At 70.7% G+C, this 20,562-nt stretch carries 25 protein-coding genes and 4 tRNA genes; 9 read left to right on the top strand and 20 right to left on the bottom strand.

Features of this window, described 5'->3' with window-relative positions:
* Positions 1-24: 24 nt before the first annotated feature.
* The 5 genes from rplA to ACWCO8_RS14025 form a co-directional block, all read right to left on the bottom strand.
* Complete coding sequence (rplA, locus tag ACWCO8_RS14045) at positions 25-753, bottom strand: 50S ribosomal protein L1 (protein ID WP_362016932.1); 729 nt, start codon at positions 751-753, stop codon at positions 25-27.
* 79 nt (positions 754-832) lie between these two features.
* Positions 833-1,267 carry a 50S ribosomal protein L11 gene (gene rplK / locus ACWCO8_RS14040; RefSeq protein ID WP_030318720.1) on the bottom strand — a complete coding sequence of 145 codons (435 nt, stop codon included), beginning with the start codon at positions 1,265-1,267 and terminating at the stop codon, positions 833-835.
* A gap of 175 nt (positions 1,268-1,442) precedes the next feature.
* On the bottom strand, positions 1,443-2,348 hold the full coding sequence (gene nusG, locus ACWCO8_RS14035) for a transcription termination/antitermination protein NusG (RefSeq protein ID WP_451032442.1): 906 nt from the start codon (positions 2,346-2,348) through the stop codon (positions 1,443-1,445).
* 43 nt (positions 2,349-2,391) lie between these two features.
* Positions 2,392-2,679: a preprotein translocase subunit SecE gene (gene secE / locus ACWCO8_RS14030; RefSeq protein ID WP_137993978.1), complete on the bottom strand. Its 288-nt coding sequence runs from the start codon at positions 2,677-2,679 to the stop codon at positions 2,392-2,394.
* Positions 2,680-2,782: 103 nt separating this feature from the next.
* Positions 2,783-2,855: transfer RNA gene (locus tag ACWCO8_RS14025), tRNA-Trp, on the bottom strand.
* A gap of 203 nt (positions 2,856-3,058) precedes the next feature.
* Between ACWCO8_RS14025 and ACWCO8_RS14020 the strand changes: the two genes are divergently transcribed.
* The gene (locus ACWCO8_RS14020; RefSeq protein WP_362016935.1) at positions 3,059-4,285 is read left to right on the top strand and encodes a pyridoxal phosphate-dependent aminotransferase; all 1,227 of its coding nucleotides are present in this window, start codon (positions 3,059-3,061) and stop codon (positions 4,283-4,285) included.
* A gap of 121 nt (positions 4,286-4,406) precedes the next feature.
* Positions 4,407-5,450, top strand: a complete 1,044-nt coding sequence (locus ACWCO8_RS14015; protein WP_451032441.1) for an adenosine deaminase — start codon at positions 4,407-4,409, stop codon at positions 5,448-5,450.
* Here the strand turns inward: ACWCO8_RS14015 and ACWCO8_RS14010 are convergent.
* A complete protein-coding gene (locus ACWCO8_RS14010) occupies positions 5,443-6,039 on the bottom strand; it encodes a TetR/AcrR family transcriptional regulator (protein ID WP_451032440.1) in 597 nt (198 codons plus the stop codon). The two genes, ACWCO8_RS14015 and ACWCO8_RS14010, sit on opposite strands and share 8 nt — an antisense overlap.
* A 94-nt stretch (positions 6,040-6,133) precedes the next feature.
* Between ACWCO8_RS14010 and ACWCO8_RS14005 the strand changes: the two genes are divergently transcribed.
* Complete coding sequence (locus tag ACWCO8_RS14005; protein ID WP_451032439.1) at positions 6,134-6,766, top strand: NAD(P)-dependent oxidoreductase; 633 nt, start codon at positions 6,134-6,136, stop codon at positions 6,764-6,766.
* A gap of 32 nt (positions 6,767-6,798) precedes the next feature.
* On the opposite strand, the gene ACWCO8_RS14000 is transcribed toward ACWCO8_RS14005, so the two are convergent.
* From ACWCO8_RS14000 to ACWCO8_RS13955, 10 genes are all read right to left on the bottom strand, one after another.
* On the bottom strand, positions 6,799-7,740 hold the full coding sequence (locus ACWCO8_RS14000) for a hypothetical protein (protein WP_451032438.1): 942 nt from the start codon (positions 7,738-7,740) through the stop codon (positions 6,799-6,801).
* A complete protein-coding gene (locus ACWCO8_RS13995; RefSeq protein ID WP_451032437.1) occupies positions 7,740-8,264 on the bottom strand; it encodes a SigE family RNA polymerase sigma factor in 525 nt (174 codons plus the stop codon). The genes ACWCO8_RS14000 and ACWCO8_RS13995 overlap by 1 nt, the downstream gene beginning before the upstream one ends.
* Positions 8,265-8,426: 162 nt before the next feature.
* The gene (locus tag ACWCO8_RS13990) at positions 8,427-9,485 is read right to left on the bottom strand and encodes a UDP-N-acetylmuramate dehydrogenase (protein ID WP_451032436.1); all 1,059 of its coding nucleotides are present in this window, start codon (positions 9,483-9,485) and stop codon (positions 8,427-8,429) included.
* Between the two features lie 155 nt (positions 9,486-9,640).
* On the bottom strand, positions 9,641-11,095 hold the full coding sequence (locus tag ACWCO8_RS13985) for an MFS transporter (protein ID WP_451032435.1): 1,455 nt from the start codon (positions 11,093-11,095) through the stop codon (positions 9,641-9,643).
* Positions 11,096-11,180: 85 nt separating this feature from the next.
* The gene (locus ACWCO8_RS13980) at positions 11,181-11,750 is read right to left on the bottom strand and encodes a TetR/AcrR family transcriptional regulator (RefSeq protein ID WP_451032434.1); all 570 of its coding nucleotides are present in this window, start codon (positions 11,748-11,750) and stop codon (positions 11,181-11,183) included.
* Between the two features lie 89 nt (positions 11,751-11,839).
* Entirely contained in the window at positions 11,840-12,268 is a 429-nt protein-coding gene (locus tag ACWCO8_RS13975) for a MaoC family dehydratase (protein WP_451032433.1), read from the bottom strand.
* A gap of 3 nt (positions 12,269-12,271) precedes the next feature.
* A complete protein-coding gene (locus ACWCO8_RS13970; RefSeq protein ID WP_451032432.1) occupies positions 12,272-12,724 on the bottom strand; it encodes an FAS1-like dehydratase domain-containing protein in 453 nt (150 codons plus the stop codon).
* A gap of 82 nt (positions 12,725-12,806) precedes the next feature.
* Positions 12,807-12,971: a 50S ribosomal protein L33 gene (gene rpmG, locus ACWCO8_RS13965; protein WP_003956487.1), complete on the bottom strand. Its 165-nt coding sequence runs from the start codon at positions 12,969-12,971 to the stop codon at positions 12,807-12,809.
* 89 nt (positions 12,972-13,060) lie between these two features.
* Positions 13,061-13,133 (bottom strand) — tRNA-Met (locus ACWCO8_RS13960).
* 44 nt (positions 13,134-13,177) lie between these two features.
* Positions 13,178-13,250, bottom strand: a tRNA-Thr gene (locus ACWCO8_RS13955).
* A gap of 275 nt (positions 13,251-13,525) precedes the next feature.
* On the opposite strand from ACWCO8_RS13955, the gene ACWCO8_RS13950 reads away from it, so the two are divergent.
* Together ACWCO8_RS13950 and ACWCO8_RS13945 are read left to right on the top strand one after the other, a co-directional pair.
* Complete coding sequence (locus tag ACWCO8_RS13950) at positions 13,526-14,803, top strand: amidohydrolase family protein (protein ID WP_451032431.1); 1,278 nt, start codon at positions 13,526-13,528, stop codon at positions 14,801-14,803.
* A gap of 2 nt (positions 14,804-14,805) precedes the next feature.
* Complete coding sequence (locus tag ACWCO8_RS13945; RefSeq protein ID WP_451032430.1) at positions 14,806-15,462, top strand: SDR family oxidoreductase; 657 nt, start codon at positions 14,806-14,808, stop codon at positions 15,460-15,462.
* Between the two features lie 72 nt (positions 15,463-15,534).
* Here the strand turns inward: ACWCO8_RS13945 and ACWCO8_RS13940 are convergent.
* A tRNA-Tyr gene (locus tag ACWCO8_RS13940) sits at positions 15,535-15,616 on the bottom strand.
* Positions 15,617-15,797: 181 nt separating this feature from the next.
* On the opposite strand from ACWCO8_RS13940, the gene ACWCO8_RS13935 reads away from it, so the two are divergent.
* The 3 genes from ACWCO8_RS13935 to ACWCO8_RS13925 all read left to right on the top strand — a co-directional run bounded on the left by ACWCO8_RS13935 (position 15,798) and on the right by ACWCO8_RS13925 (position 17,549).
* The gene (locus tag ACWCO8_RS13935; RefSeq protein WP_451032429.1) at positions 15,798-16,289 is read left to right on the top strand and encodes a YajQ family cyclic di-GMP-binding protein; all 492 of its coding nucleotides are present in this window, start codon (positions 15,798-15,800) and stop codon (positions 16,287-16,289) included.
* Positions 16,290-16,410: 121 nt separating this feature from the next.
* Positions 16,411-16,905: a methylated-DNA--[protein]-cysteine S-methyltransferase gene (locus tag ACWCO8_RS13930; RefSeq protein WP_451032428.1), complete on the top strand. Its 495-nt coding sequence runs from the start codon at positions 16,411-16,413 to the stop codon at positions 16,903-16,905.
* Positions 16,905-17,549 (top strand): alpha-ketoglutarate-dependent dioxygenase AlkB family protein, encoded by a 645-nt coding sequence (locus tag ACWCO8_RS13925; RefSeq protein ID WP_451032427.1) that lies wholly within the window; start codon positions 16,905-16,907, stop codon positions 17,547-17,549. Before ACWCO8_RS13930 ends, ACWCO8_RS13925 begins: the two co-directional genes overlap by 1 nt.
* Before the next feature lie 2 nt (positions 17,550-17,551).
* Here ACWCO8_RS13925 and ACWCO8_RS13920 read toward each other — a convergent pair whose 3' ends face one another.
* Positions 17,552-17,821, bottom strand: coding sequence for a GlsB/YeaQ/YmgE family stress response membrane protein (locus ACWCO8_RS13920; protein WP_451032426.1), 270 nt, complete (start codon positions 17,819-17,821; stop codon positions 17,552-17,554).
* Positions 17,822-17,936: 115 nt separating this feature from the next.
* Between ACWCO8_RS13920 and ACWCO8_RS13915 the strand changes: the two genes are divergently transcribed.
* On the top strand, positions 17,937-19,178 hold the full coding sequence (locus tag ACWCO8_RS13915; protein WP_451032425.1) for an APC family permease: 1,242 nt from the start codon (positions 17,937-17,939) through the stop codon (positions 19,176-19,178).
* A gap of 18 nt (positions 19,179-19,196) precedes the next feature.
* Here ACWCO8_RS13915 and ACWCO8_RS13910 read toward each other — a convergent pair whose 3' ends face one another.
* Both ACWCO8_RS13910 and htpX read right to left on the bottom strand, forming a co-directional pair.
* Complete coding sequence (locus ACWCO8_RS13910; RefSeq protein ID WP_451032424.1) at positions 19,197-19,598, bottom strand: YccF domain-containing protein; 402 nt, start codon at positions 19,596-19,598, stop codon at positions 19,197-19,199.
* Positions 19,595-20,458 carry a zinc metalloprotease HtpX gene (gene htpX / locus ACWCO8_RS13905; RefSeq protein WP_362016967.1) on the bottom strand — a complete coding sequence of 288 codons (864 nt, stop codon included), beginning with the start codon at positions 20,456-20,458 and terminating at the stop codon, positions 19,595-19,597. The genes ACWCO8_RS13910 and htpX overlap by 4 nt, the downstream gene beginning before the upstream one ends.
* Positions 20,459-20,562: the final 104 nt, after the last annotated feature.

The raw sequence follows: 20,562 nt of genomic DNA, 5'->3' as shown, positions 1-20,562 counted from the left end.
GACCACTCAGTGAGCCGATGGGGCTCAGACCGCGGCCGGGTCCTCCTCGACGAGGAGGTTGCGGGTGCGGTTGGAGTCCAGCGGGATGCCGGGGCCCATCGTCGTCGCCAGGGTCGCCTTCTTGATGTAGCGGCCCTTGGCGGCGGACGGCTTCAGACGGAGGATCTCCTCCAGAGCCGCGGCGTAGTTCTCGACCAGCTTCGTCTCGTCGAAGGAGACCTTGCCGATGATGAAGTGCAGGTTCGAGTGCTTGTCGACGCGGAACTCGATCTTGCCGCCCTTGATGTCGTTGACAGCCTTGGCGACATCGGGGGTGACGGTGCCGGTCTTCGGGTTCGGCATGAGACCACGCGGGCCGAGGACGCGGCCGAGGCGGCCGACCTTGCCCATGAGGTCCGGGGTGGCGACGACGGCGTCGAACTCGTTCAGGCGCTGGCCCTTGGAGATCTCGTCGATGAGCTCGTCGGAACCGACGATGTCGGCGCCAGCGGCAACTGCGGCCTCGGCACGGTCACCGGTCGCGAAGACCAGGACCCGGGCGGTCTTACCGGTGCCGTGCGGGAGGTTCACGGTGCCACGGACCATCTGGTCGGCCTTGCGCGGGTCGACGCCCAGGCGGAAGGCGACCTCGACGGTGCCGTCGAACTTGGTGGTGGCGGTGTCCTTGGCGAGACGGACGGCCTCGAGGGGGGCGTAGTTACGCTCCCGGTCGATCTTGGCGTCCGCGCCGCGGAGAGCCTTGCTGCGCTTCACTTCTGCTCCTGTTGGTTCAGGTATGGAGTCGTGGTGCGGGCCGCGCAGGCCCTACCACTGGAGGTCACGAGGGGGGTGATCAGCCCTCGACCGTGATGCCCATGGAACGGGCGGTGCCGGCGATGATCTTCGACGCGGCGTCAAGGTCGTTGGCGTTCAGGTCGGGGAGCTTGACCGTGGCGATCTCGCGGACCTGGGCAGCCGTCAGCTTGGCGACCTTGGTCTTGTGCGGCTCGCCGGAGCCCTTGTCCACACCCGCGGCCTTGAGGATCAGCTTGGCGGCCGGCGGAGTCTTGGTGATGAAGGTGAAGCTGCGGTCTTCGTAGACCGTGATCTCCACCGGCACGACCATGCCACGCTGCGACTCGGTCGCGGCGTTGTAGGCCTTGCAGAACTCCATGATGTTGACGCCGTGCTGGCCGAGCGCGGGGCCGACCGGCGGGGCCGGGTTGGCCGCACCAGCGTTGATCTGGAGCTTGATAAGCCCCGTGACCTTCTTCTTCTTGGGAGGCATTGCTCTCTCCGGGTCCTAGTGAGAGTGTTCAGCCCGCCATCCGGTCATCCGGATGGAGGCATACCGCACAACGATAACGGGTATAGACGTGCGGCTAAAAACCGAGCAGGTCAGAGCGGCTGTGAGCCACTCTGACCTGGTCGGAAAACCGATGTGAAGATGTGCCCCGTAGGGGTCAGTTCTTCTGGATCTGGTCGAAGCTGAGCTCGACCGGGGTCTCGCGACCGAAGATCTCAACGAGGCCCTTGACCTTCTTCGAGTCGGCGTTGATCTCGTTGATCGTGGCCTGCAGGGTGGCGAAGGGGCCGTCGGTGACGGTGACCGAGTCGCCGACCTCGAAGTCCAGGACCTCGACGGTGACCTTGCGGGCCGGAGCCGGCTTGCCCTCGGCCTCGGCGGCCTCGCGAGCGGCCTTCTCCTCGGCCTCGGGGGCGAGCATCTTGACGATCTCGTCCAGGGTCAGCGGGTACGGGTCGTAGGCGTTGCCCACGAAGCCGGTGACGCCGGGGGTGTTGCGGACGACGCCCCAGGACTCGTTCGTCAGATCCATGCGGACGAGCACGTAGCCGGGCAGCTTGTTCTGCCGGACGTTCTTGCGCTCGCCGTTCTTGATCTGGACGATCTCTTCCTCGGGCACCTCGGCCTGGTAGATGAACTCCTCGACGTTCAGCGAGACGGCGCGCTGCTCCAGGTTGGCCTTCACGCGCTTCTCGTAGCCCGCGTAGGTGTGGATCACGTACCACTCGCCGGGCAGGCCGCGGAGTTCGTCACGCAGCGCCTGGATCGGGTCGACGGGAGCGGCGGGCTCCTCCTCGACCTCGTCCTCGACCTCGACGACCTCGTCGACCTCTTCGGTCTCGGCCTCGTCGTCGGAGTCGTCCTCGTCGTCGGAGTCGTCCTCGTCGGACTCGACCTCGTCGTCGGACTCGTCCGCGTCGGAGTCGTCCTCGATCTGGAGGGCGGCCTCTTCGGCAGCCTCGCCCGCAGCGGCGTCAGCAGCCTCGGCCTGGTCCTCGTCGGCCGCCTCGAGGATGTCGAGCTCGTCCTCGGACACAGACTCGTTCAGGTTCGGGTCAGACACGGTGGCTGCTTCTTCCTGGTTACTGATGGGGTGGAACAAGAAGTCAGCCGAAGACGTACTTGACTGCTTCCTGGAAGCCATAGTCAATCACGGTGACAAGGCCGATCATGATGACAACGAAGACAATCACTACCGTGGTGTACGTCGTCAGCTGGCTGCGAGTGGGCCAGACGACCTTGCGAAGCTCCGCGACGATCTGGCGGTAGAAGAGCGCGAGACGGCCCAGGGGGCCCTTCTTTCCGCGCTTGCCGCCCTTGCGGGCCTTCTTCTTCGAGTCCGGAGCCTCGTCCTCGGCATCAGGCATGTCGATGGAGCCCACGGCGTCCGTCACGCTTCTCACCTGATCCCGGGTCATGGCAGTGCCGTGCCGGGTGGATCCGCACGGCGGTGCATAGAAGTACGTACATGCGCACACATCCTGGCGGTGTGTGTAGCAGGGCCGGAGGGACTTGAACCCCCAACCGCCGGTTTTGGAGACCGGTGCTCTACCAATTGAGCTACGACCCTTTGTGGCTTCCCCAACCTACCGCATCGTGAGACGTGGTCGGTGAGGGCCAACGAGCAGTGAGTGTACGTGTTCATGAGCCCCACGTCGAACAGAAAGCGGCCAAGCGTCCCGGCCACCCCACCCGCGACCAGGAATGACCGTTCCTGTCCGCTCCCTGAAACCTGTGTGCCGGGCGGGAAGCGGGTCTGGGAGCATGGGCCGTATGAGCGCTGCTACCCCTCCGACCGAGCGCCGGGTCTCCGCCCGCATCGGTGCGATCTCCGAGTCCGCCACCCTCGCCGTCGACGCCAAGGCCAAGGCCCTCAAGGCCGCCGGGCGCCCGGTGATCGGTTTCGGCGCGGGTGAGCCCGACTTCCCGACGCCTGACTACATCGTCGAAGCCGCCGTCGAGGCGTGCAAGAACCCGAAGTTCCACCGCTACACGCCGGCCGGCGGCCTGCCCGAGCTGAAGGCCGCGATCGTCGCCAAGACGCTGCGCGACTCCGGCTACGAGGTCGACGCCTCCCAGGTCCTGGTGACCAACGGCGGCAAGCAGGCGATCTACGAGGCCTTCGCCGCGATCCTCGACCCGGGCGACGAGGTCATCGTCCCGGCCCCGTACTGGACGACGTACCCCGAGTCGATCCGGCTCGCGGGCGGTGTCCCGGTCGAGGTCGTCGCCGACGAGACCACCGGCTACCGCGTCTCGGTGGAGCAGCTGGAGGCGGCGCGCACGGAGCGGACCAAGGTCGTCCTCTTCGTCTCCCCCTCGAACCCGACCGGCGCCGTGTACAGCGAGGCCGACACCGAGGCGATCGGCCGCTGGGCCGTCGAGCACGGTCTGTGGGTGCTGACGGACGAGATCTACGAGCACCTGGTCTACGGCGGCGCCTCCGCCGTCTCCCTGCCGGCGGTCATGCCCGAGCTGCGCGACAAGTGCATCGTGGTCAACGGTGTCGCCAAGACGTACGCCATGACCGGCTGGCGCGTGGGGTGGATCATCGGCCCGAAGGACGTCGTGAAGGCCGCGACGAACCTGCAGTCGCACGCCACGTCGAACGTGAGCAACGTGGCGCAGGCCGCCGCCCTCGCCGCCGTCTCGGGCGACCTGAAGGCCGTCGAGGAGATGGGCCACGCCTTCGACCGGCGCCGGCAGACGATCGTGCACATGCTCAACGAGATCGAGGGCGTCTACTGCCCGACGCCCGAGGGCGCGTTCTACGTGTACCCGTCGGTGAAGGGGCTGCTCGGCAAGGAGATCCGCGGCAAGCGCCCGCAGACCTCGGTCGAGCTGGCCGCGCTGATCCTGGACGAGGCCGAGGTCGCGGTCGTCCCGGGCGAGGCCTTCGGCACGCCGGGCTACCTGCGGCTCTCGTACGCGCTCGGTGACGACGACCTCAAGGAGGGCGTGTCCCGGATCCAGAAGCTGCTCGCGGAGGCCCGCGACTAGTCGCGCCTCCGCTCCCGGGCCCCTGGTTCTTCGGAACCAGGGGCCCGTTTTTACGTTCTAGCAAGGTCCCGATCGGGGAAAGGGGCTGTGTTCGTCCATTCGGGTGCGGCAAGATCCTTCAATGGAGCACGTTTCCGAGCACGTTTCCCGCGACATCAATCTGCTGCCCAAGGCGCATCTGCACCTGCACTTCACGGGTTCTATGCGGTCCACGACGCTCATCGAGCTGGCGGACAAGTACGGCGTCCATCTGCCGGAGGCGCTGAGCAGCGGCACCCCGCCGAAGCTGCGGGCCACCGACGAGCGCGGCTGGTTCCGCTTCCAGCGGCTGTACGACATCGCCCGGTCCTGCCTGCGGGAGCCCGAGGACATCCGGCGGCTCGTGCGCGAGGCGGCCCAGGAGGATGTGCGGGACGGCTCGGGGTGGCTGGAGATCCAGGTCGACCCGACCTCGTACGCCCCGCTGCTCGGCGGTCTGATCCCGGCCATGGAGGTCATCCTGGACGCGGTCGACTCGGCCGCGCGGGAGACCGGTCTCGGGATGCGGGTCGTGGTGGCGGCGAACCGGATGAAGCACCCGCTGGAGGCCCGTACGCTCGCCCGGCTCGCCGTGCGGTACGCGGACCGGGGCGTGGTCGGCTTCGGGCTCTCCAACGACGAGCGCCGGGGCATGGCCCGCGACTTCGACCGGGCCTTCGCGATCGCCCGCGACGGCGGCCTCCTTGCGGCCCCGCACGGCGGCGAGCTGACGGGGCCTTCGTCCGTACGTGACTGCCTGGACGACCTCCGGGCGGCGCGGATCGGCCACGGGGTGCGGGCGGCGGAGGACCCCCGCGTGCTGCGCAAGCTCGCCGAGAAGGGCGTGACCTGCGAGGTCTGCCCGGCGTCCAACGTGGCGCTCGGGGTCTACGAGAAGCACGAGGACGTCCCGCTGCGGACCCTCTTCGAGGCCGGCGTCCCGATGGCCCTGGGCGCGGACGACCCGCTGCTCTTCGGCTCCCGGCTGGCCGCCCAGTACGAGATCGCCCGCCGCCACCACGCCTTCACGGACGCGGAACTGGCCGAGCTGGCCCGGCAGTCGATCCGCGCCTCGGCGGCTCCGGAGGACGTACGGCGGAAGCTGCTCTCGGGCGTCGACGACTGGCTGGCGACACCGGCTAACTGATCCCCGTCATGAGGGTGCGGGCGAGCGCGGCCGCGAAGGTGTCGACGTCCTGCGGGGGCCGGCCGTCGCCGGTCATCTCCCAGGCGAAGGCGCGCTGGACACAGGCGCCCAGGAGCAGGGAGGCGGCGGCCAGCGGGTCGGCGGTGGGGCCGATGCGGCCGTGCTGCTGCTCGGCCCGGAGGTAGGCGGCGAGGCCCTCGATCGGGCGGTGGGGGCCGACACCGAGCTCGCGCATCACCGCGTCGTGGCGACGCTTGAGGCTCGGCTCCGCGTAGAGCGAGGCGGCGATCGGGAACGTCTGCTCGTAGAAGCGCGCGGCCTGGCGGGCGATCTCGGTGAGGTTCTCCTCGACGCTCCGGCCGCCGGGGTCGGTGACGAGGGTGCCGAGGAGTCCGCCGAGCTGGGGCAGCCGCTCGTTGAGGACGGTCACGAACAGGTCTTCCTTGCTCGGGAAGTACTTGTAGAGCGCCGCCTCGGAGCAGCCCGCCGCCTTGGCGATCTCCTTCGTGGTGGTGCGGGCCAGGCCTGCGGTGCGCATGAGGCTGTGGGCCGCGTCGATGATCCGGACACGGGTCGGCTTCTGGTCCATGCAGGCTCCAACCACACTTGACGGGTGAGTGAGTACTCACCCACCCTAGTGGGTGAGTGAACACTTACCCACCCCATCGAATGCGAGGTGTGCCATGAAGCTCACCGTCTTCGGAGCGACCGGCGGAGTCGGCCAGGAGATCGTCCGCCAGGCACTCGACGCGGGACACGAGGTGACGGCCGTCGTCCGCGACCCGGCACGGCTCACCGTCACCGGCGAGCGCCTGGAGGTGTTCCGCGCCGACCTCACGGACCCCGGCGCGCTGCACGGAGCGGTCGCGGGCAAGGACGCCGTGCTCTCGGGGATCGGCGCCCGCAGCCGCGCCGACGCCGGAATCGCCGCGAAGCTCACGCGCTCGGTCCTCGCCGCGATGGACGCCGAGGGCGTCCGGCGCCTCCTCGTGGTCAGCGCCGCGCCGCTCGGCCCCGTCCCGGACGGCCAGACCGTCGTCGACAAGGCCGTGCTCGCGATCATCAACTCGGTCCTGAAGGACATCTACGACGACCTGCGCGTGATGGAGGCCGAGGTGGCGGCGAGCGCCACGGAGTGGACCTCCGTACGCCCGCCCAAGCTGACGAACAAGCCCGTCACCGGCCGCTACCGCTCGGTCGTCGGCGGCAACCCGCCCCGGGGCCGCTCCCTCGCCCGCGCCGACGTCGCCCACGCCATGCTGGCGATGATCGACGACCGGGCGACGGTCGGGCAGGGCGTGGGGGTCGCGTACTGAGGCGGGAGAGCGCGGGGCGCCCCTTACGGGCCCTACTGGCAGTCGTCGCCCCGCGCCTCCACCGGGCGGTAGTTGGTCGTGCGCGGGGTCTCGTCGGCACCGGCCGGCCACTCCAGGACCGCCTGCCGATCGGACTTCAGGGTCATGAAGGCCGCCAGAGGGAGGTCGTTCGCCCAGTCGACGATCGTCTGCGACCGCCCGTCGCTCTCGGCCTGCCAGAGGCGCCCCGCGAAGACCGCGTACCGCAGGTCGCACTCCTTGGTCATGTCGTACGGGTACCGCACACCCCGTTCGGGCCGCTCCGGGCCGAGGGTGGCCGCCGGCGCGTCCCGGTACCGCCGCGCGGGCTCCTGGCCGAGGCACTCCGGCGCGGGCCCGGCCAGCAGGCGGAAGCGGAGTTCGGTCAGGTCGGCCGTGTCGGTCTCGAAGACCGCGGTGTCGGGTTCGGCGCGGTCCTTGCGGCCGTCCGACCAGCTCATGTACCCGCGCATGCGGTCGCCCGCCCACCGCACCGTGACCGCGGCCCCGTCGTCGACCCGCTCCCAGACGCGCCCGCCGAAGACGGCGTACCGCAGGTCGCAGACGGCGGACAGGTCGTAGCGGTAGCGCGTGTTCTCGACCGGCGCGCGGGGACCGGTGTCCAGCGGGTCGTCGGGGCCCGACGGCGGCTGGGGCCGGTACTTCCCCTCGTACGGGTACGAGGGTGGGGCGACGGGCTCCGAAGGCGAGGGTGCGGTCGGCGGGCCCGGGTCCGCCCCTTGGCCTTGGACGCCCAGGACCGAGCCGCCCGCGATCGCGAGCGTCGCCGCGCCGGCGGCGAGGGAGCGCCGCAGGTGCCGGATCCGCCGCCCGCGTCCGATGACGGTGTTGACCGCATTTTCCGTGTTGACCGTGTTCACGGCCGCGGTGGCCGCGTCCGTCTCCTCAACCAGGTCGCGCAGTCCGCGCCGCAGGGAGTCCTCGGAACCGTCCATCACGCGCCCCTTCCCGTTTCCGCGTATCCGGCGAGCGCGCCGGCGGCCCGCAGCCGTTCCAGGGCCCTGTTGGTCCGGCTCTTGACCGTGCCGGGCGAGCAGCCGAGCAGTGCGGCCGTCTGTTCCACGGACAGGTCCTCGTAGAAACGGAGCACCACGACCGCGCGCTGCCCGCGGGGCAGGGTCGCGAGCGCGCGGGCCAGTTCGAGGCGGGCGTCGACACCGGCGGCCATGTCGTGGGCGCCGGGCACGGACGCGCCGTCGTCGCCGGGGCGCACGACCTCGGTGTGCCAGCGGCGCCGACGCCAGGTCGCGTACAGGTTGACGACGACCTTGCGGGCGTAGGCCTGCGGCGAGTCCCAGCGGCCCGCGCCGCCCCAGCGCAGGTAGACCTTGACCAGCGCCGCCTGGACGAGGTCCTCGGCGGCGTGCGGGTCCCCGGTCAGGAGCCGGGCGGTGCGCAGGAGCGAGGCGTACGCCGACTCCGCGAAGTCGGCGAACTCCGGTGGGCTGTTCCCCTCCACGGCTCCCCCCCTCGACGAGCGTGCGGCCCCGCTTCCCGGGAGCCTGTCACTCACTCGACAACGTGGGGGACCCGAAGGGTTCCACGGAAATATTGGATCCAATACATCGGATCCAAAAGAGAAGAGGAGAGGGATTGGATCCGATGTAGGGGATCCAAAGGGTCAGATGCTGACGCCGACCGTCACCGGCTCGTTGACGAGCGTGACCCCGAAGGCGTCCCGCACGCCGGCGACGACCTCACGGGCGAGCGCGAGGAGGTCCTCGGTGGTCGCCTCGCCCCGGTTGGTGAGCGCGAGAGTGTGCTTGGTGGAGATACGGGCGGGACCGGAGCCGTACCCCTTGGTGAAGCCGGCCTTGTCGATGAGCCAGGCGGCCGACGTCTTGACCTGCCCGTCCTCGCCCGCCGGGTACGCGGGCGGGGTCACGTCCGGGCCGAGCTGCCCGGCGACGCGGGTGAGGAAGGTCTCGTACTCCCCCGCCGTCAGGATCGGGTTGGTGAAGAAGGATCCGGCGGACCAGGTGTCGTGGTCGGCCGGGTCGAGGACCATGCCCTTCCCGGCGCGCAGGCCGAGGACCGTCTCCCGGGCCCGGGCGAGCGGGACGCGGTCGCCGGCCTCGACGCCGAGGGAGCGGGCGGTCTCCGCGTACTTGATCGGCGCGGACAGCCCGTCCGCGTCCTCGAGCTCGAAGCGGACGCGCAGCACGACGTAGCGGTCCGGGTCGTCCTTGAAGCGGCTGTGGCGGTACGAGAAGGCGCACTCGGCGTTGGTGAGGGTGACGGTCTCGTCGGCCCGGCGGTCGTACGCGACGACCTCGGTGATCGTCGCGGAGACGTCCTGCCCGTAGGCGCCCACGTTCTGGATCGGGGTGGCGCCCGCGGAGCCGGGGATCCCGGCCAGGCACTCGATCCCGGCGAGCCCGGCCTCGACGGTCCGGGCGACGGCGTCCGTCCAGACCTCGCCGGCGGCCAGCTCCAGCTTCGTACCGTCGAGCGTGAAGCCGGTGGTGGCGATGCGCAGGGCGGTTCCGTCGAAGCCCTTGTCGCCGATGACCAGATTGGATCCACCGCCGATGACCAGCAGCGGGGTGCCCGCGCGGTCGGCCTCGCGGACGACGGCGATCACCTCGTCGTCGGTGACGGCCGTGACGAGCCGCGCGGCGGGGCCGCCGAGCCGGAAGGTGGTCAGGGGGGCGAGGGGGGCGTCGTGGAGTTCCTGCACGGGCCCAAGGGTAAGGGCCGAGCGGCCCATAACCTATTGCGCGCAATGGGTTATGGGCCGCTGGCAGGGCGGCCGTGAGGCGCCCTGCCGTGAGCAACCGGGCCGGGCCCGGCCGCAGCCGGATCGGCTGCGGCCCGGGCTCGGCTCGATCGGCGTCAGGCGGCGACCACGTCCCGGTCGCCGGCCTCGCCGTCGGCGCCGACCGCCTCCGCCCCCTCCTTCTCCCGCTCCCGCTGCCGCCTCGACGGCGCGAAGAGGACCGCCACCGCGCCGAGGGCGACGGCGCCCGAGCCGACCCAGAGGGCGGGCTGCAGGCCGTCGACGAACTGCTGGGCCGAGCCGTAGCCGCCCTGCGCCGCGAAGATCGAGGCCATCACGGCGACGCCGAGCGCGCCGCCGACCTCGCGCAGCGCGTTGTTCGCGCCGGAGGCGATGCCCTGCTCGGACGGGCGGACGCTGGACATGACCAGGTTCGCCGCCGGGGCGAAGTACAGCGCCATGCCGATGCCGCTGATGATCAGGGCGGGGAGCTGGACGGCGTACGAGGCGTCGGCGGTGACGACGAGCGCGAACCAGGCGAGGCCCAGGGCCTGGAGGGCGAGACCGGCCGCGACGACCGGGCGGCCGCCGATCCGGTCGGACAGGGCGCCCGCGATCGGCGCGACGAGCATCGGCATGCCGGTCCAGGGCAGCATCCGCAGCCCCGCCTCGGTGGGCGAGTACCCGAGGACGCCCTGCATGTACTGGCTGAGCAGGAAGATCGAGCCGAACATGCCGAGGAACATCAGCAGGCTGGCCGCGTTGATCCCGGCGAAGGCGCGGTTCCGGAAGAGCCGCATGGGCAACATCGGCGCCCTGCCGCGTATGCCGTGGCGGACGAAGGCGGCGAGGAGCGCGCCGCCGGCGACGAGCCCGGTGAGCACGGTGACGGAGGCCCAGCCGTCGATCGGGCCGCGGATCAGCGCGTACACGATGCCGAAGAGGCCGCCGCTGGCGAGGAGGGTGCCGACGACGTCGAGGCGGGCGCCGGTGCCGTACGACTCGGCGAGGCGCAGTCGGGCGAGCGGCAGCAGGGCGAGGCCGAGCGGAACGTTCAGCCAGAAGATCCACTGCCAGGAGATGTGTTCGGTGAGGCTGCCGCCGATGAGGGGTCCGGAGGCGACGGCGAGTCCGTTGACGGCGCCCCAGATGCCGAAGGCCATCCCGCGCTTGGCGGCCGGGACGGCCGCGGTGAGCAGGGTGAGGGTGAGCGGCATCATGATCGCGGCGCCGACGCCCTGGACGGCCCGGGCGGCGATCAGCGCGTCGATGCCGGGTGCGAGGGCGGCGCCGGCGGAGGCGAGGGTGAAGATCGCGATGCCGACGACGAAGAGCCGGCGGCGGCCGAAGCGGTCGCCGAGGGCGGCGCCGAACATCAGCAGGACGGCGAACGTGAGGGTGTACGCGCTCACGGTCCATTCGAGGTCGTCCAGCGCGCCCCCGAGGTCCTCGCGGATCGAGGGCAGGGCGGTGGTGACGACGAGGTTGTCGAGGGCCGCCATGAATCCGGCGACGCTGGTGATGACGAGGGCCCAGACGGCGGAACCGCGGTGGGCTGCGGGCTGGTTCATGGCTCTACCTCTCCCGACGCCACTTAGTTATTGATGACTAACTTCCGCGATCATGAGAATCCGCGGAGATGGACGACGCGTGGCGCTACTTCTCCAGCCGTCCGAGGCTCCGGGCGGAGGGGTAGAGGCCCTCCCAGACCCGGTGCTCGGGCGGGAATCCCATGGCGACGAGGGTGTTGATGAGCATCCCGTACGCCAGGAAGGTCGTGGTCTCGGTCACTTCGGCACCGAGCGCGAGGTGGACGGTCTCCCAGAGCTCCATCCAGCCCGCGCGCACGGCCTCGCCGAACTCGTGGTCACCGGCCGCCTCGGCGGCGGCGACCGTCGCGTACACCTGCATCTGCATCAGGAGCCGGTCCGGGTCCTCGGCGATGATCCTGGTGTACGCGTTGGCCATGGCACGCATGGCCTCCTCCCCCGACAGCCCGTCGGCGGCATCCGCGAAGACCTTGATGGTGTCGGCGATGCAGCGTTCGGAGGCGGCGAGGAAGATCGCCTTCTTACCGGGGAAGAGCCGGAAGAGGTACGGCTGCGAGACGCCGACGCGCTTGGCGATGGCCTCGGTGGACGTGCCGTAGTACCCGCCGCGACTGAACTCGCTCATGGCGGCACGGATCACGCTCTCGCGTCGCTCCTCCGCACTCATCCTGGCCATACTTCGAAGTTAGTACTCAATCACTAACAACGCAACCCCGAAGAAGGGGCGACCGCGCACAGGCGGCCGCCCCTTCCCGTCACGATGCGTTACGCCAGCCTGACCACGGCCCGGGACATGCCCAGGACCTTCTGGCCGGCCGACATCGCGGTCAGGTCCACCCGGACCAGTCCGTCGTCCAGCTTGGCCGCGACCTTGGCACTGACCTCGATCAGGGCGCCCTCGTCGTCGTTCGGCACGACCACGGGCTTGGTGAAGCGCACGCCGTACTCGACGACGGCGGCCGGGTCGCCGGCCCAGTCGGTGACGACGCGGACGGCCTCGGCCATGGTGAACATGCCGTGCGCGATGACGTCCGGCAGGCCGACCTCGCGGGCGAACTTCTCGTTCCAGTGGATCGGGTTGAAGTCCCCGGAGGCACCGGCGTACTGGACGAGCGTGGCGCGCGTCACGGGGAAGGTGGCCGCCGGCAGCTCGGTGCCGACCTCGACCTCGTCGTAGGCGATCTTCGCGGTCATGACTCAGGCCTCCTCGGGCGCGCGGGACACGAGCTTGGTCCAGGCGGTCACGACGTGCTCGCCGGTCGCGTCGTGGACCTCACCGCGGATGTCCAGGATGTCGTTGCCCGCCATCGACTTGATCGCCTCGATGGTCGTGACGACCGAGAGCCGGTCCCCGGCCCGTACGGGACGGGTGTAGGCGAACTTCTGGTCGCCGTGCACGACGCGGCTGTAGTCCAGGCCCAGCTGCGGGTCCTCGACGACCTGACCGGCCGCCTTGAACGTGATCGCGAACGGGAAGGTCGGCGGGGCGATCACATCGGGGTGGCCGAGGGCCTTCGCCGCCTCCTGGTCGACGTAGGCGGGATTCGCGTCGCCGATCGCCTCGGCGAACTCGCGGATCTTCTCCCGGCCGACCTCGTAGGGCGCGGTGGGCGGATAGGTCCGGCCCACGAAGGACTGGTCGAGCGCCATGGACTCGATACCTCCTGGATTTGTTGCCGACAAACGACACGAGGCCGCCCCCTGGCGGGGACGGCCTCGTGAACGAGCCTGATTAACGCGTCTCGCGGTGCGCAGTGTGCGAGTTGCAGCGAGGGCAGTGCTTCTTCATCTCAAGACGGTCCGGGTTGTTACGCCGGTTCTTCTTGGTGATGTAGTTCCGCTCCTTGCACTCCACGCAGGCCAGCGTGATCTTCGGGCGGACGTCGGTGGCAGCCACGTGAGTGCTCCTTGACGGACGGATGGACGGATGAACGCATAGAAGAGTAGCCGATCGAAGGACCGACCCCACAATCGGGCTACTGTCTGTAGCGGTGACCGGACTTGAACCGGTGACACAGCGATTATGAGCCGCTTGCTCTACCGACTGAGCTACACCGCTTTGATGATCCGGTTCCCACCCGAGGGTGGGTTCCTTCTCACCAGAGCCCCAATACGGAATCGAACCGTAGACCTTCTCCTTACCATGGAGACGCTCTACCGACTGAGCTATTGGGGCGAGCGATGAAGACATTACACGGTCCTCCGCCGATCGCCCAAATCCGTTTCGAAGCCCCACCGACGGGCACGCGCGCGTGCCTCGAACGGGCCCGCGCGGGTGCTCGCCACGCCCGTCCCGTACGCCACACGTACGCCACACGTGGCACTCATCAGTACGACTATTGCCCACCTCCTCGAAGGGCGGGCGCCCCGCCCCTAGGCTCGGCCCCACGCTGCGTGATCTTGATCTTGAGCTGAACCTGACCGTGAGCTCGAGGAGCCTTGAGGAGGCCGATGTCAGCCGACAGCAAGCAGCCCCAGCCGCCCGACGACCGGTCCGCCGCCACCGCCGACACCACCTCGCTGCTGCTCTCCAACGCCCGGCTCACGGACGGCCGGACGGTCGACGTACGCCTTGTCGGCGGCCGGATCGAGGCCGTGGGCACGGCGGGCAGCCTCACCGCCGTGGGCGCGCGCGTGGACCTGGCCGGCTATCTGCTGCTCCCCGCCCCCGCCGAGCCGCACGCCCACGCCGACACCGCGCTCAGCGCCGACTCCCCGGGCCCCGTCTCGTACGCCCCCGACGAGGTGCAGCGGCGGTCCACCGAGGCGGCGCTGCTCCAGCTCGGCCACGGCGCGACCGCGCAGCGCGCGCACGTCCGGATCGGAGACGTCCACGGCCTCGGCCCGCTGGAGGCCGTGCTCCAGGCCCGGCGCTCGTTGCGCGGCCTGGTGGACCTGACCACGGTCGCGGTGCCCCGGCTGCTGACCGGCACGGCGGGCGCGGACGGGCTGGCGATGCTGCGGGACGCCGTGAAGATGGGCGCGAGCGTGGTGGGCGGCTGCCCGGACCTCGATCCGGACCCGGCGGGGTACGTGGAGGCGGTCCTGGAGGTGGCGGCCGAGCAGGGTTGCCCGGTCGACCTGCACACCGACGCGGACGACCCGGCGCGGCTGGCCCGGTTCGCGGCCATGGCGGGCGGGCTGCGGCCCGGCGTGACGATCGGCCCGTGCGCGGGCCTCTCCCGGCTGCCCCCGGACGCGGCGCGGCGGGCCGCGGACCAGTTGGCGGCGGCCGGTGTGACGGTGGTCTGCCTGCCGCAGGGCGGCTGCGAGGCGACCGAGCGGCGGGGCGCGGCGCCGGTGCGGCTGCTGCGGTCGGCGGGGGTGCGGCTCGCGGCCGGGAGCGGGGCGTTGCGGGACGTCTCGAACCCGGTGGGGCGCGGGGACCCGCTGGAGGCCGCGTATCTGCTGGCTTCGCTGGGCGGGATGGCGGTCGAGGACGCGTACGGGGCGGTGAGCGCGGCGGCGCGCACGGCGATGGGTCTCGCGGAGGTACGGGTGGAGGCCGGGTTCCCGGCCGAGCTGCTGGCCGTCCGCGGTGAGCGTCTCTCGGGCGTGCTGTCGCTCGCGTACAGCCGGATCGTGGTGCACCGGGGTCGGGTGGTGGCGCGCACCAGCGCCGTACGGGAGTACTGCGATTCGGCGGCGGCGCTCGATCTGCCGCGCCAGGTGCGGCCGGAACGTCCTGAGCCGGGAAGCCCTCCGGCCGGTCCCGTCGTACGGTCGTGAGTATGCGCATTGTCATCGCTGGAGGACACGGTCAGATCGCCCTGCGTCTGGAGCGGCTGCTCTCGGCGGCGGGGCACGAGCCCGCGGGGCTCATCAGAAACCCGGACCAGGCGGACGACCTGCGGGCGGCCGGCGCGGAACCGATCGTCCTGGACCTGGAGTCGGCGAGCGTCGAGGACGTCGCGGCGGCTCTGCGGGGCGCGGACGCGGCGGTCTTCGCGGCGGGCGCGGGCCCGGGCAGCGGCGTGGACCGCAAGGACACGGTGGACCGCGGGGCGGCGGTCCTCTTCGCCGACGCGGCGGAACGGGCGGGCGTGCGCCGCTACATCGTCGTCTCCTCGATGGGCGCGGACGCGTCCCACCAGGGCGACGAGATCTTCGACGCCTACCTGCGCGCCAAGGGCGCGGCGGACGACGACGTACGCGCGCGTGGCGCCCTGGACTGGACGATCCTGCGCCCCGGCATGCTGACGAACGACGCGGGCACGGGCCTGATCCGCCTGGAGGCGGCCACGGGCCGGGGCCCCATCGCCCGCGACGACGTGGCAGCGGTCCTCTCCGAACTCCTGGACACCCCGGCAACGGCAGGCCTGACCCTGGAACTGATCGGCGGCTCGACGCCGGTAACGGTCGCGGTAAAGGCCGTGGCCGGCAACTGACCCCCACCCCGCCCGCTCCCCGAACAACGAAGAAGGTCCCCGGTGCGAACACCGGGGACCTTCTCTATCGCGTGGCGGCGCCAGGATTCGAACCTGGGTAGGCTAAGCCGACGGATTTACAGTCCGCTCCCATTGGCCACTCGGGCACACCGCCATGGGATGTCGCTGCTCGGAGCCGCTTTTCGGCGGTGCTCCGGGGCAACGACGTAAACGATACCTGATCCTCAGGGGTGCTTCGCCACCGGATTGATCAGCGGTTCGAGGGTGATCGACTGACTAGGCTTGGCCCGTACGCCAAGCAACCGCAACGCATTCGACGCAAGGAGCCACACGTCATGGCCGACTCCAGTTTCGACATCGTCTCCAAGGTCGAGCGGCAGGAGGTCGACAACGCCCTCAACCAGGCCGTCAAGGAGATCTCCCAGCGCTACGACTTCAAGGGCACCAACGCCTCGATCTCCTGGTCGGGCGAGAAGATCCTGATGCAGGCGAACGGCGAGGAGCGCGTGATGGCGATCCTCGACATCTTCCAGACCAAGCTGATCAAGCGCGGGATCTCGCTGAAGTCGCTGGACGTCGACGGTGAGCCGCAGCTGTCCGGCAAGGAGTACAAGCTCTTCGCGTCGGTCGTCGAGGGCATCTCGCAGGAGAACGCCAAGAAGGTCGCGAAGGCCATCCGTGACGAGGGCCCCAAGGGCGTCAAGGCGCAGGTCCAGGGCGACGAGCTGCGGGTCAGCTCGAAGAGCCGTGACGACCTGCAGGCGGTGCAGGCGCTGCTCAAGGGCAAGGACTTCGACTTCGCGATCCAGTTCGTCAACTACCGCTGAGTCCGACTCCCCCGGGCCCGGGGTTCGGCGGGCGGCGATAGCCGTGTCCGAAAACCGCCAGCTTTGGGCCTGTGGAGCCTCGCACACTGGACGGGAAGCGAGTGCGAGGAGAGGAACCGCCATGACCGTGTACGCGTACGTCGACGGGCCCCTGGGGCGGATGCTGCTCGTCGGGCGGGACGGCGGCGAGGGCGGGGGCGTCGAGTTGGTTTCGCTGTCGTTGCCCGAGCAGAAGGGTGGCGCCGCCGTCGAGGACGGGTGGCGGCACGCGCCCGAGGCGTTCGAGGGCATCGCCGGGCAGCTGGGCGAGTACTTCGCCGGGCGGCGCGAGCGGTTCGACATCCCGTTCGCGGACGGCGGTACGGAGTTCCAGCGGCGTGTCTGGCATGCCCTGGAGGAGATCCCGTACGGGGCCACCGTCTCCTACGGAGACATCGCCCGGAAGGTCGGGTCCTCCGGCGCCGCCGTGCGCGCCGTCGGGACCGCGATCGGGCGCAATCCGCTGCTCGTGGTGCGGCCCTGCCACCGGGTCGTCGGCGCGGACGGGAGCCTGCGCGGGTACGCGGCCGGCCTGGAGCGCAAGGAGTTGCTGCTCGGGCTCGAGCGGGACGGCTGATGGACGGGCTCTTTCCGCGTGCGCGGGCCGTCGTCGCCCCCGGTGCCGTGCACGTGCCCGGGTGGCTCTCCCTCGACCGGCAGCGGGAGTTGGTGGCGGCCTGCCGGGAGTGGGGGCGCGGGCCCCTGACGTACGAGCACACCGTGCTGCCGGGCGGCGGCGTCATGTCCGTACGGTCGCTCTGCCTCGGGCGGCGCTGGGTTCCGTATCGGTATCTCGATGTCGTGGAAGTGGAACTGCCCGCTTGGCTGGGTGATTTGGGGCGGGACGGGGTTCGTGAGGCCTATGGGGTCGACTCCTCCTTCGCGCCCGACGCCTGTCTCGTCAACTTCTACGACGCCGGTGCAGGCGCCAGGATGGGGCTCCATCAGGACAAGGAAGAGCGGTCCGGGGCTCCGGTCGTTTCGTTGAGCCTCGGGGATCGTTGCGTGTTTCGGTTCGGGAACACCGAGAACCGCGGGAAGCCGTATACGGATGTCGAGTTGGCTTCCGGGGATCTCTTTGTCTTCGGTGGGGCCTCGCGGTTCGCCTATCACGGCGTCCCCAAGGTCCTTCCCGGCACCGGCGATCCCGCGCTCGGGCTCAGCGGGCGGCTCAACATCACCCTCCGCGAGACGGGGCTCCCGCGGCTCCCGCGGCTCTAGCGTCAGCGCGAGCGCGAGTGGCCGAAGAAGATGCGGTACGCGATCAGCAGCACCAGCGCGCCGCCGATGGCCGAGATCCAGGTCGCCGTGTCGTAGAAGCCGGTGGTGATCGGGCGGTCCAGGAACGTGGACGAGATCCAGCCACCGGTGAAGGCGCCGGCTATGCCGATGAGGGTCGTGCCGATGAGCCCGCCCGGGTCGCGGCCCGGGAGCAGGACCTTGGCGACGACGCCCGCGAGCAGGCCCAGGACGATCCAGCTGATGACGTTCATGGCAGGAAAGACGCCAGGGCGCCGGGCACGGTTGCGGCGGGCCCCACCGACGCCCCACGGGCGCCCCGCCGACGCCCGTCCACGCGACCGTCCGTCCGCACGTAGTGTGCCGTGCATGACACCCGAACTGCGCCGCTCCCTCGGCGTCTTCGACGCCGTCGTCATCGGGCTCGGTTCGATGGTGGGCGCCGGCATCTTCGTCGCGCTCGGCCCGGCCGCCGGGGCGGCGGGAGCGGGGCTGCTGCCGGCGCTCGGGCTCGCCGCGCTCGTCGCGTACTGCAACGCGATGGCCTCGGCCCGGCTCGCCGCCCGCTACCCGGCCTCCGGCGGCACGTATGTGTACGGTCGCGAACGTCTCGGGCCGTTCTTCGGGTACCTCGCGGGCTGGTCGTTCGTCGTCGGCAAGACCGCCTCCTGCGCGGCGATGGCGCTCACGGTCGGGGCGTACGTGTGGCCGGAACAGGCCCACGCGGTGGCGGTCGCGGCCGTGGTCGCGCTGACGGCGCTGAACTACGGCGGAGTCCACAAGTCCGCGCTCCTGACACGGGTCGTCGTGGCGCTCGTGCTCGCCGTACTGGCCGCCCTCGTCGTCACCGTGCTCGGGTCGGGGGAGGCCGACTTCCAGCGCCTCGCGCTCGACACCGAGGTGACGGTCAGCGGGGTGCTTCAGGCCGCCGGGCTGCTCTTCTTCGCGTTCGCGGGGTACGCGCGGATCGCCACGCTCGGCGAGGAGGTGCGCGATCCGGCCCGGACCATCCCGCGCGCCGTACCGCTCGCCCTCGGCATCGCGCTGGCCGTCTACGCGGCCGTCGCGGTGTGCGTCCTCGCCGTCCTCGGGCCGCAGGCCCTCGCCGACTCCCCCGCCCCGCTGGTCGACGCGGCCCGGGCGGCCGGCGCGGGGTGGCTGGTGCCCGTCGTCGTGGTCGGGGCGGCCGTCGCCGCGCTCGGCTCGCTGCTCTCGCTGATCCTCGGGGTGTCCCGTACGACGCTCGCGATGGCCAGGGACGGCCATCTGCCGGCGGCGCTCGCGGCCGTCCACCCCCGCTTCCAGGTGCCGCACCGGGCGGAGCTCGCGGTGGGCGCGGTGGTGGCCGTGGTGGCGGCCACGGCGGACGTGCGGGGCGGGATCGCCTTCTCGTCCTTCGGCGTGCTCGTCTACTACGGCATCGCCAACGCCTCCGCGTGGACCCTGGGCCGCGCCCACCGCCCCCTCGCCGCCCTGGGCCTGGCCGGCTGCGTGGCCCTCGCCTTCGCGCTGCCCCCGGGCGCCGTCCTGGCGGGCCTCGGCGTCCTCGCGGTGGGCACGGTCGCGTACGCGGTCAGCCAGGGACGACGCCACCATCGCCCACGTCCGTGAGGCCGTGGGCCGACGCCGTCAGTGGGACTGGTAGCCGTACGTCGCCTGGTCCGAGGGGACGATCTCCTTGCCCAGGGGGAGCAGCGAGACCGGGATCAGCTTGAAGTTCGCGATGCCCAGCGGGATGCCGATGATCGTGATGCACAGGACGATGCCGGTCGTGATGTGGCCGAGCGCGAGCCACCAGCCCGCGAGGATCAGCCACAGGACATTGCCCACGCAGGAGGGCGCGCCCGCGTCCCGCCGGTCCACGACTGTGTAGCCGAAGGGCCAGAGGGCGTAGATGCCGATCCGGAAGGCGGCGAGCCCGAAGGGGATGCCGATGATGGTGATGCACAGCAGGATGCCCGCCAGCATGTAGCCGAGGAACATCCAGAAGCCGCACAGAACCAGCCAGATGATGTTCAGAATTGTCTTCACGGGCGGTGACCTGCCATCTGTTCGAGTCGGGCGATGCGCTCCGCCATCGGCGGGTGCGTCGAAAACAGCTTCGATACGCCTCTGCCCGCTCCGAAGGGGTTCGCAATCATCATGTGGCTCGCTGTCTCGATCTTCGGCTCCGGCGGCAGCGGCAGCTGCTTCGTGCCCGCGTCGAGCTTGCGCAGGGCGCTCGCCAGGGCCAGCGGGTCGCCGGTGAGCTGGGCGCCCGAGGCGTCCGCCTCGTACTCCCGGGAGCGGCTGATGGAGAGCTGGATGACCGAGGCGGCGACCGGGCCGAGGATCATGATCAGGAGCATGCCGAGCAGGCCGGGGCCGTCGTCGTCGCTGGACCGGCCGACCGGGATCAGCCAGGCGAAGTTGACCAGGAACATGATCACGGAGGCGAGCGCTCCGGCGATCGAGGAGATCAGGATGTCCCGGTTGTAGACATGGCTCAGCTCGTGGCCGATGACCCCGCGCAGCTCGCGCTCGTCCAGGATGGCGAGGATGCCCTCGGTGCAGCACACGGCCGCGTTGCGCGGGTTCCGGCCGGTCGCGAACGCGTTCGGCGCCTGGGTGGGCGAGATGTAGAGCCGGGGCATCGGCTGGCGGGCCTGGGTGGAGAGCTCGCGCACCATCTTGTAGAGCGCGGGGGCCTCGAACTCGCTCACCGGGCGCGCCCGCATGGCCCGCAGGGCCAGCTTGTCGCTGTTCCAGTAGGCGTACGCGTTGGTGCCGAGCGCCACGAAGAGCGCGACGATCAGCCCCGTACGGCCGAAGAAGCTGCCGATGACGATGATGAGGGCCGAGAGCCCTCCGAGGAGTACGGCGGTCCTCAGCCCGTTGTGCCGGCGGTGCACGGTACGCCCTCCAAGTGGTGCGGCAGGGGAACCCTTTGCTCGGTGGTCGTCCTCCCCTTGGACTTCGTCAGGGGGACCCCCATCCAGTGGAACCTCCCGTACTG

The sequence above is a fragment of the Streptomyces sp. NPDC001927 genome (assembly GCF_053594455.1).
Note: the sequence above shows the minus strand (reverse complement) of the source record. Positions and strands in the feature narration are given on the sequence as shown.

Coding starts and splice junctions, on each gene's coding strand:
- ACWCO8_RS13925 (WP_451032427.1), top strand. CDS start 16,905: ATGGACGGGCTCTTTCCGCGTGCGCGGGCCGTCGTCGCCCCCGGTGCC.
- ACWCO8_RS14010 (WP_451032440.1), bottom strand. CDS start 6,039: ATGGACCAGAAGCCGACCCGTGTCCGGATCATCGACGCGGCCCACAGC.
- ACWCO8_RS13970 (WP_451032432.1), bottom strand. CDS start 12,724: ATGGCGCTCGACCAGTCCTTCGTGGGCCGGACCTATCCGCCCACCGCG.
- rplK (WP_030318720.1), bottom strand. CDS start 1,267: ATGCCTCCCAAGAAGAAGAAGGTCACGGGGCTTATCAAGCTCCAGATC.
- ACWCO8_RS13980 (WP_451032434.1), bottom strand. CDS start 11,750: ATGGCCAGGATGAGTGCGGAGGAGCGACGCGAGAGCGTGATCCGTGCC.
- ACWCO8_RS13915 (WP_451032425.1), top strand. CDS start 17,937: ATGACACCCGAACTGCGCCGCTCCCTCGGCGTCTTCGACGCCGTCGTC.
- ACWCO8_RS14015 (WP_451032441.1), top strand. CDS start 4,407: ATGGAGCACGTTTCCGAGCACGTTTCCCGCGACATCAATCTGCTGCCC.
- ACWCO8_RS13930 (WP_451032428.1), top strand. CDS start 16,411: ATGACCGTGTACGCGTACGTCGACGGGCCCCTGGGGCGGATGCTGCTC.
- ACWCO8_RS13985 (WP_451032435.1), bottom strand. CDS start 11,095: ATGAACCAGCCCGCAGCCCACCGCGGTTCCGCCGTCTGGGCCCTCGTC.
- ACWCO8_RS14020 (WP_362016935.1), top strand. CDS start 3,059: ATGAGCGCTGCTACCCCTCCGACCGAGCGCCGGGTCTCCGCCCGCATC.
- ACWCO8_RS13975 (WP_451032433.1), bottom strand. CDS start 12,268: ATGACCGCGAAGATCGCCTACGACGAGGTCGAGGTCGGCACCGAGCTG.
- ACWCO8_RS13945 (WP_451032430.1), top strand. CDS start 14,806: ATGCGCATTGTCATCGCTGGAGGACACGGTCAGATCGCCCTGCGTCTG.
- ACWCO8_RS13935 (WP_451032429.1), top strand. CDS start 15,798: ATGGCCGACTCCAGTTTCGACATCGTCTCCAAGGTCGAGCGGCAGGAG.
- ACWCO8_RS14005 (WP_451032439.1), top strand. CDS start 6,134: ATGAAGCTCACCGTCTTCGGAGCGACCGGCGGAGTCGGCCAGGAGATC.
- ACWCO8_RS13950 (WP_451032431.1), top strand. CDS start 13,526: ATGTCAGCCGACAGCAAGCAGCCCCAGCCGCCCGACGACCGGTCCGCC.
- ACWCO8_RS13920 (WP_451032426.1), bottom strand. CDS start 17,821: ATGAACGTCATCAGCTGGATCGTCCTGGGCCTGCTCGCGGGCGTCGTC.
- ACWCO8_RS14000 (WP_451032438.1), bottom strand. CDS start 7,740: ATGGACGGTTCCGAGGACTCCCTGCGGCGCGGACTGCGCGACCTGGTT.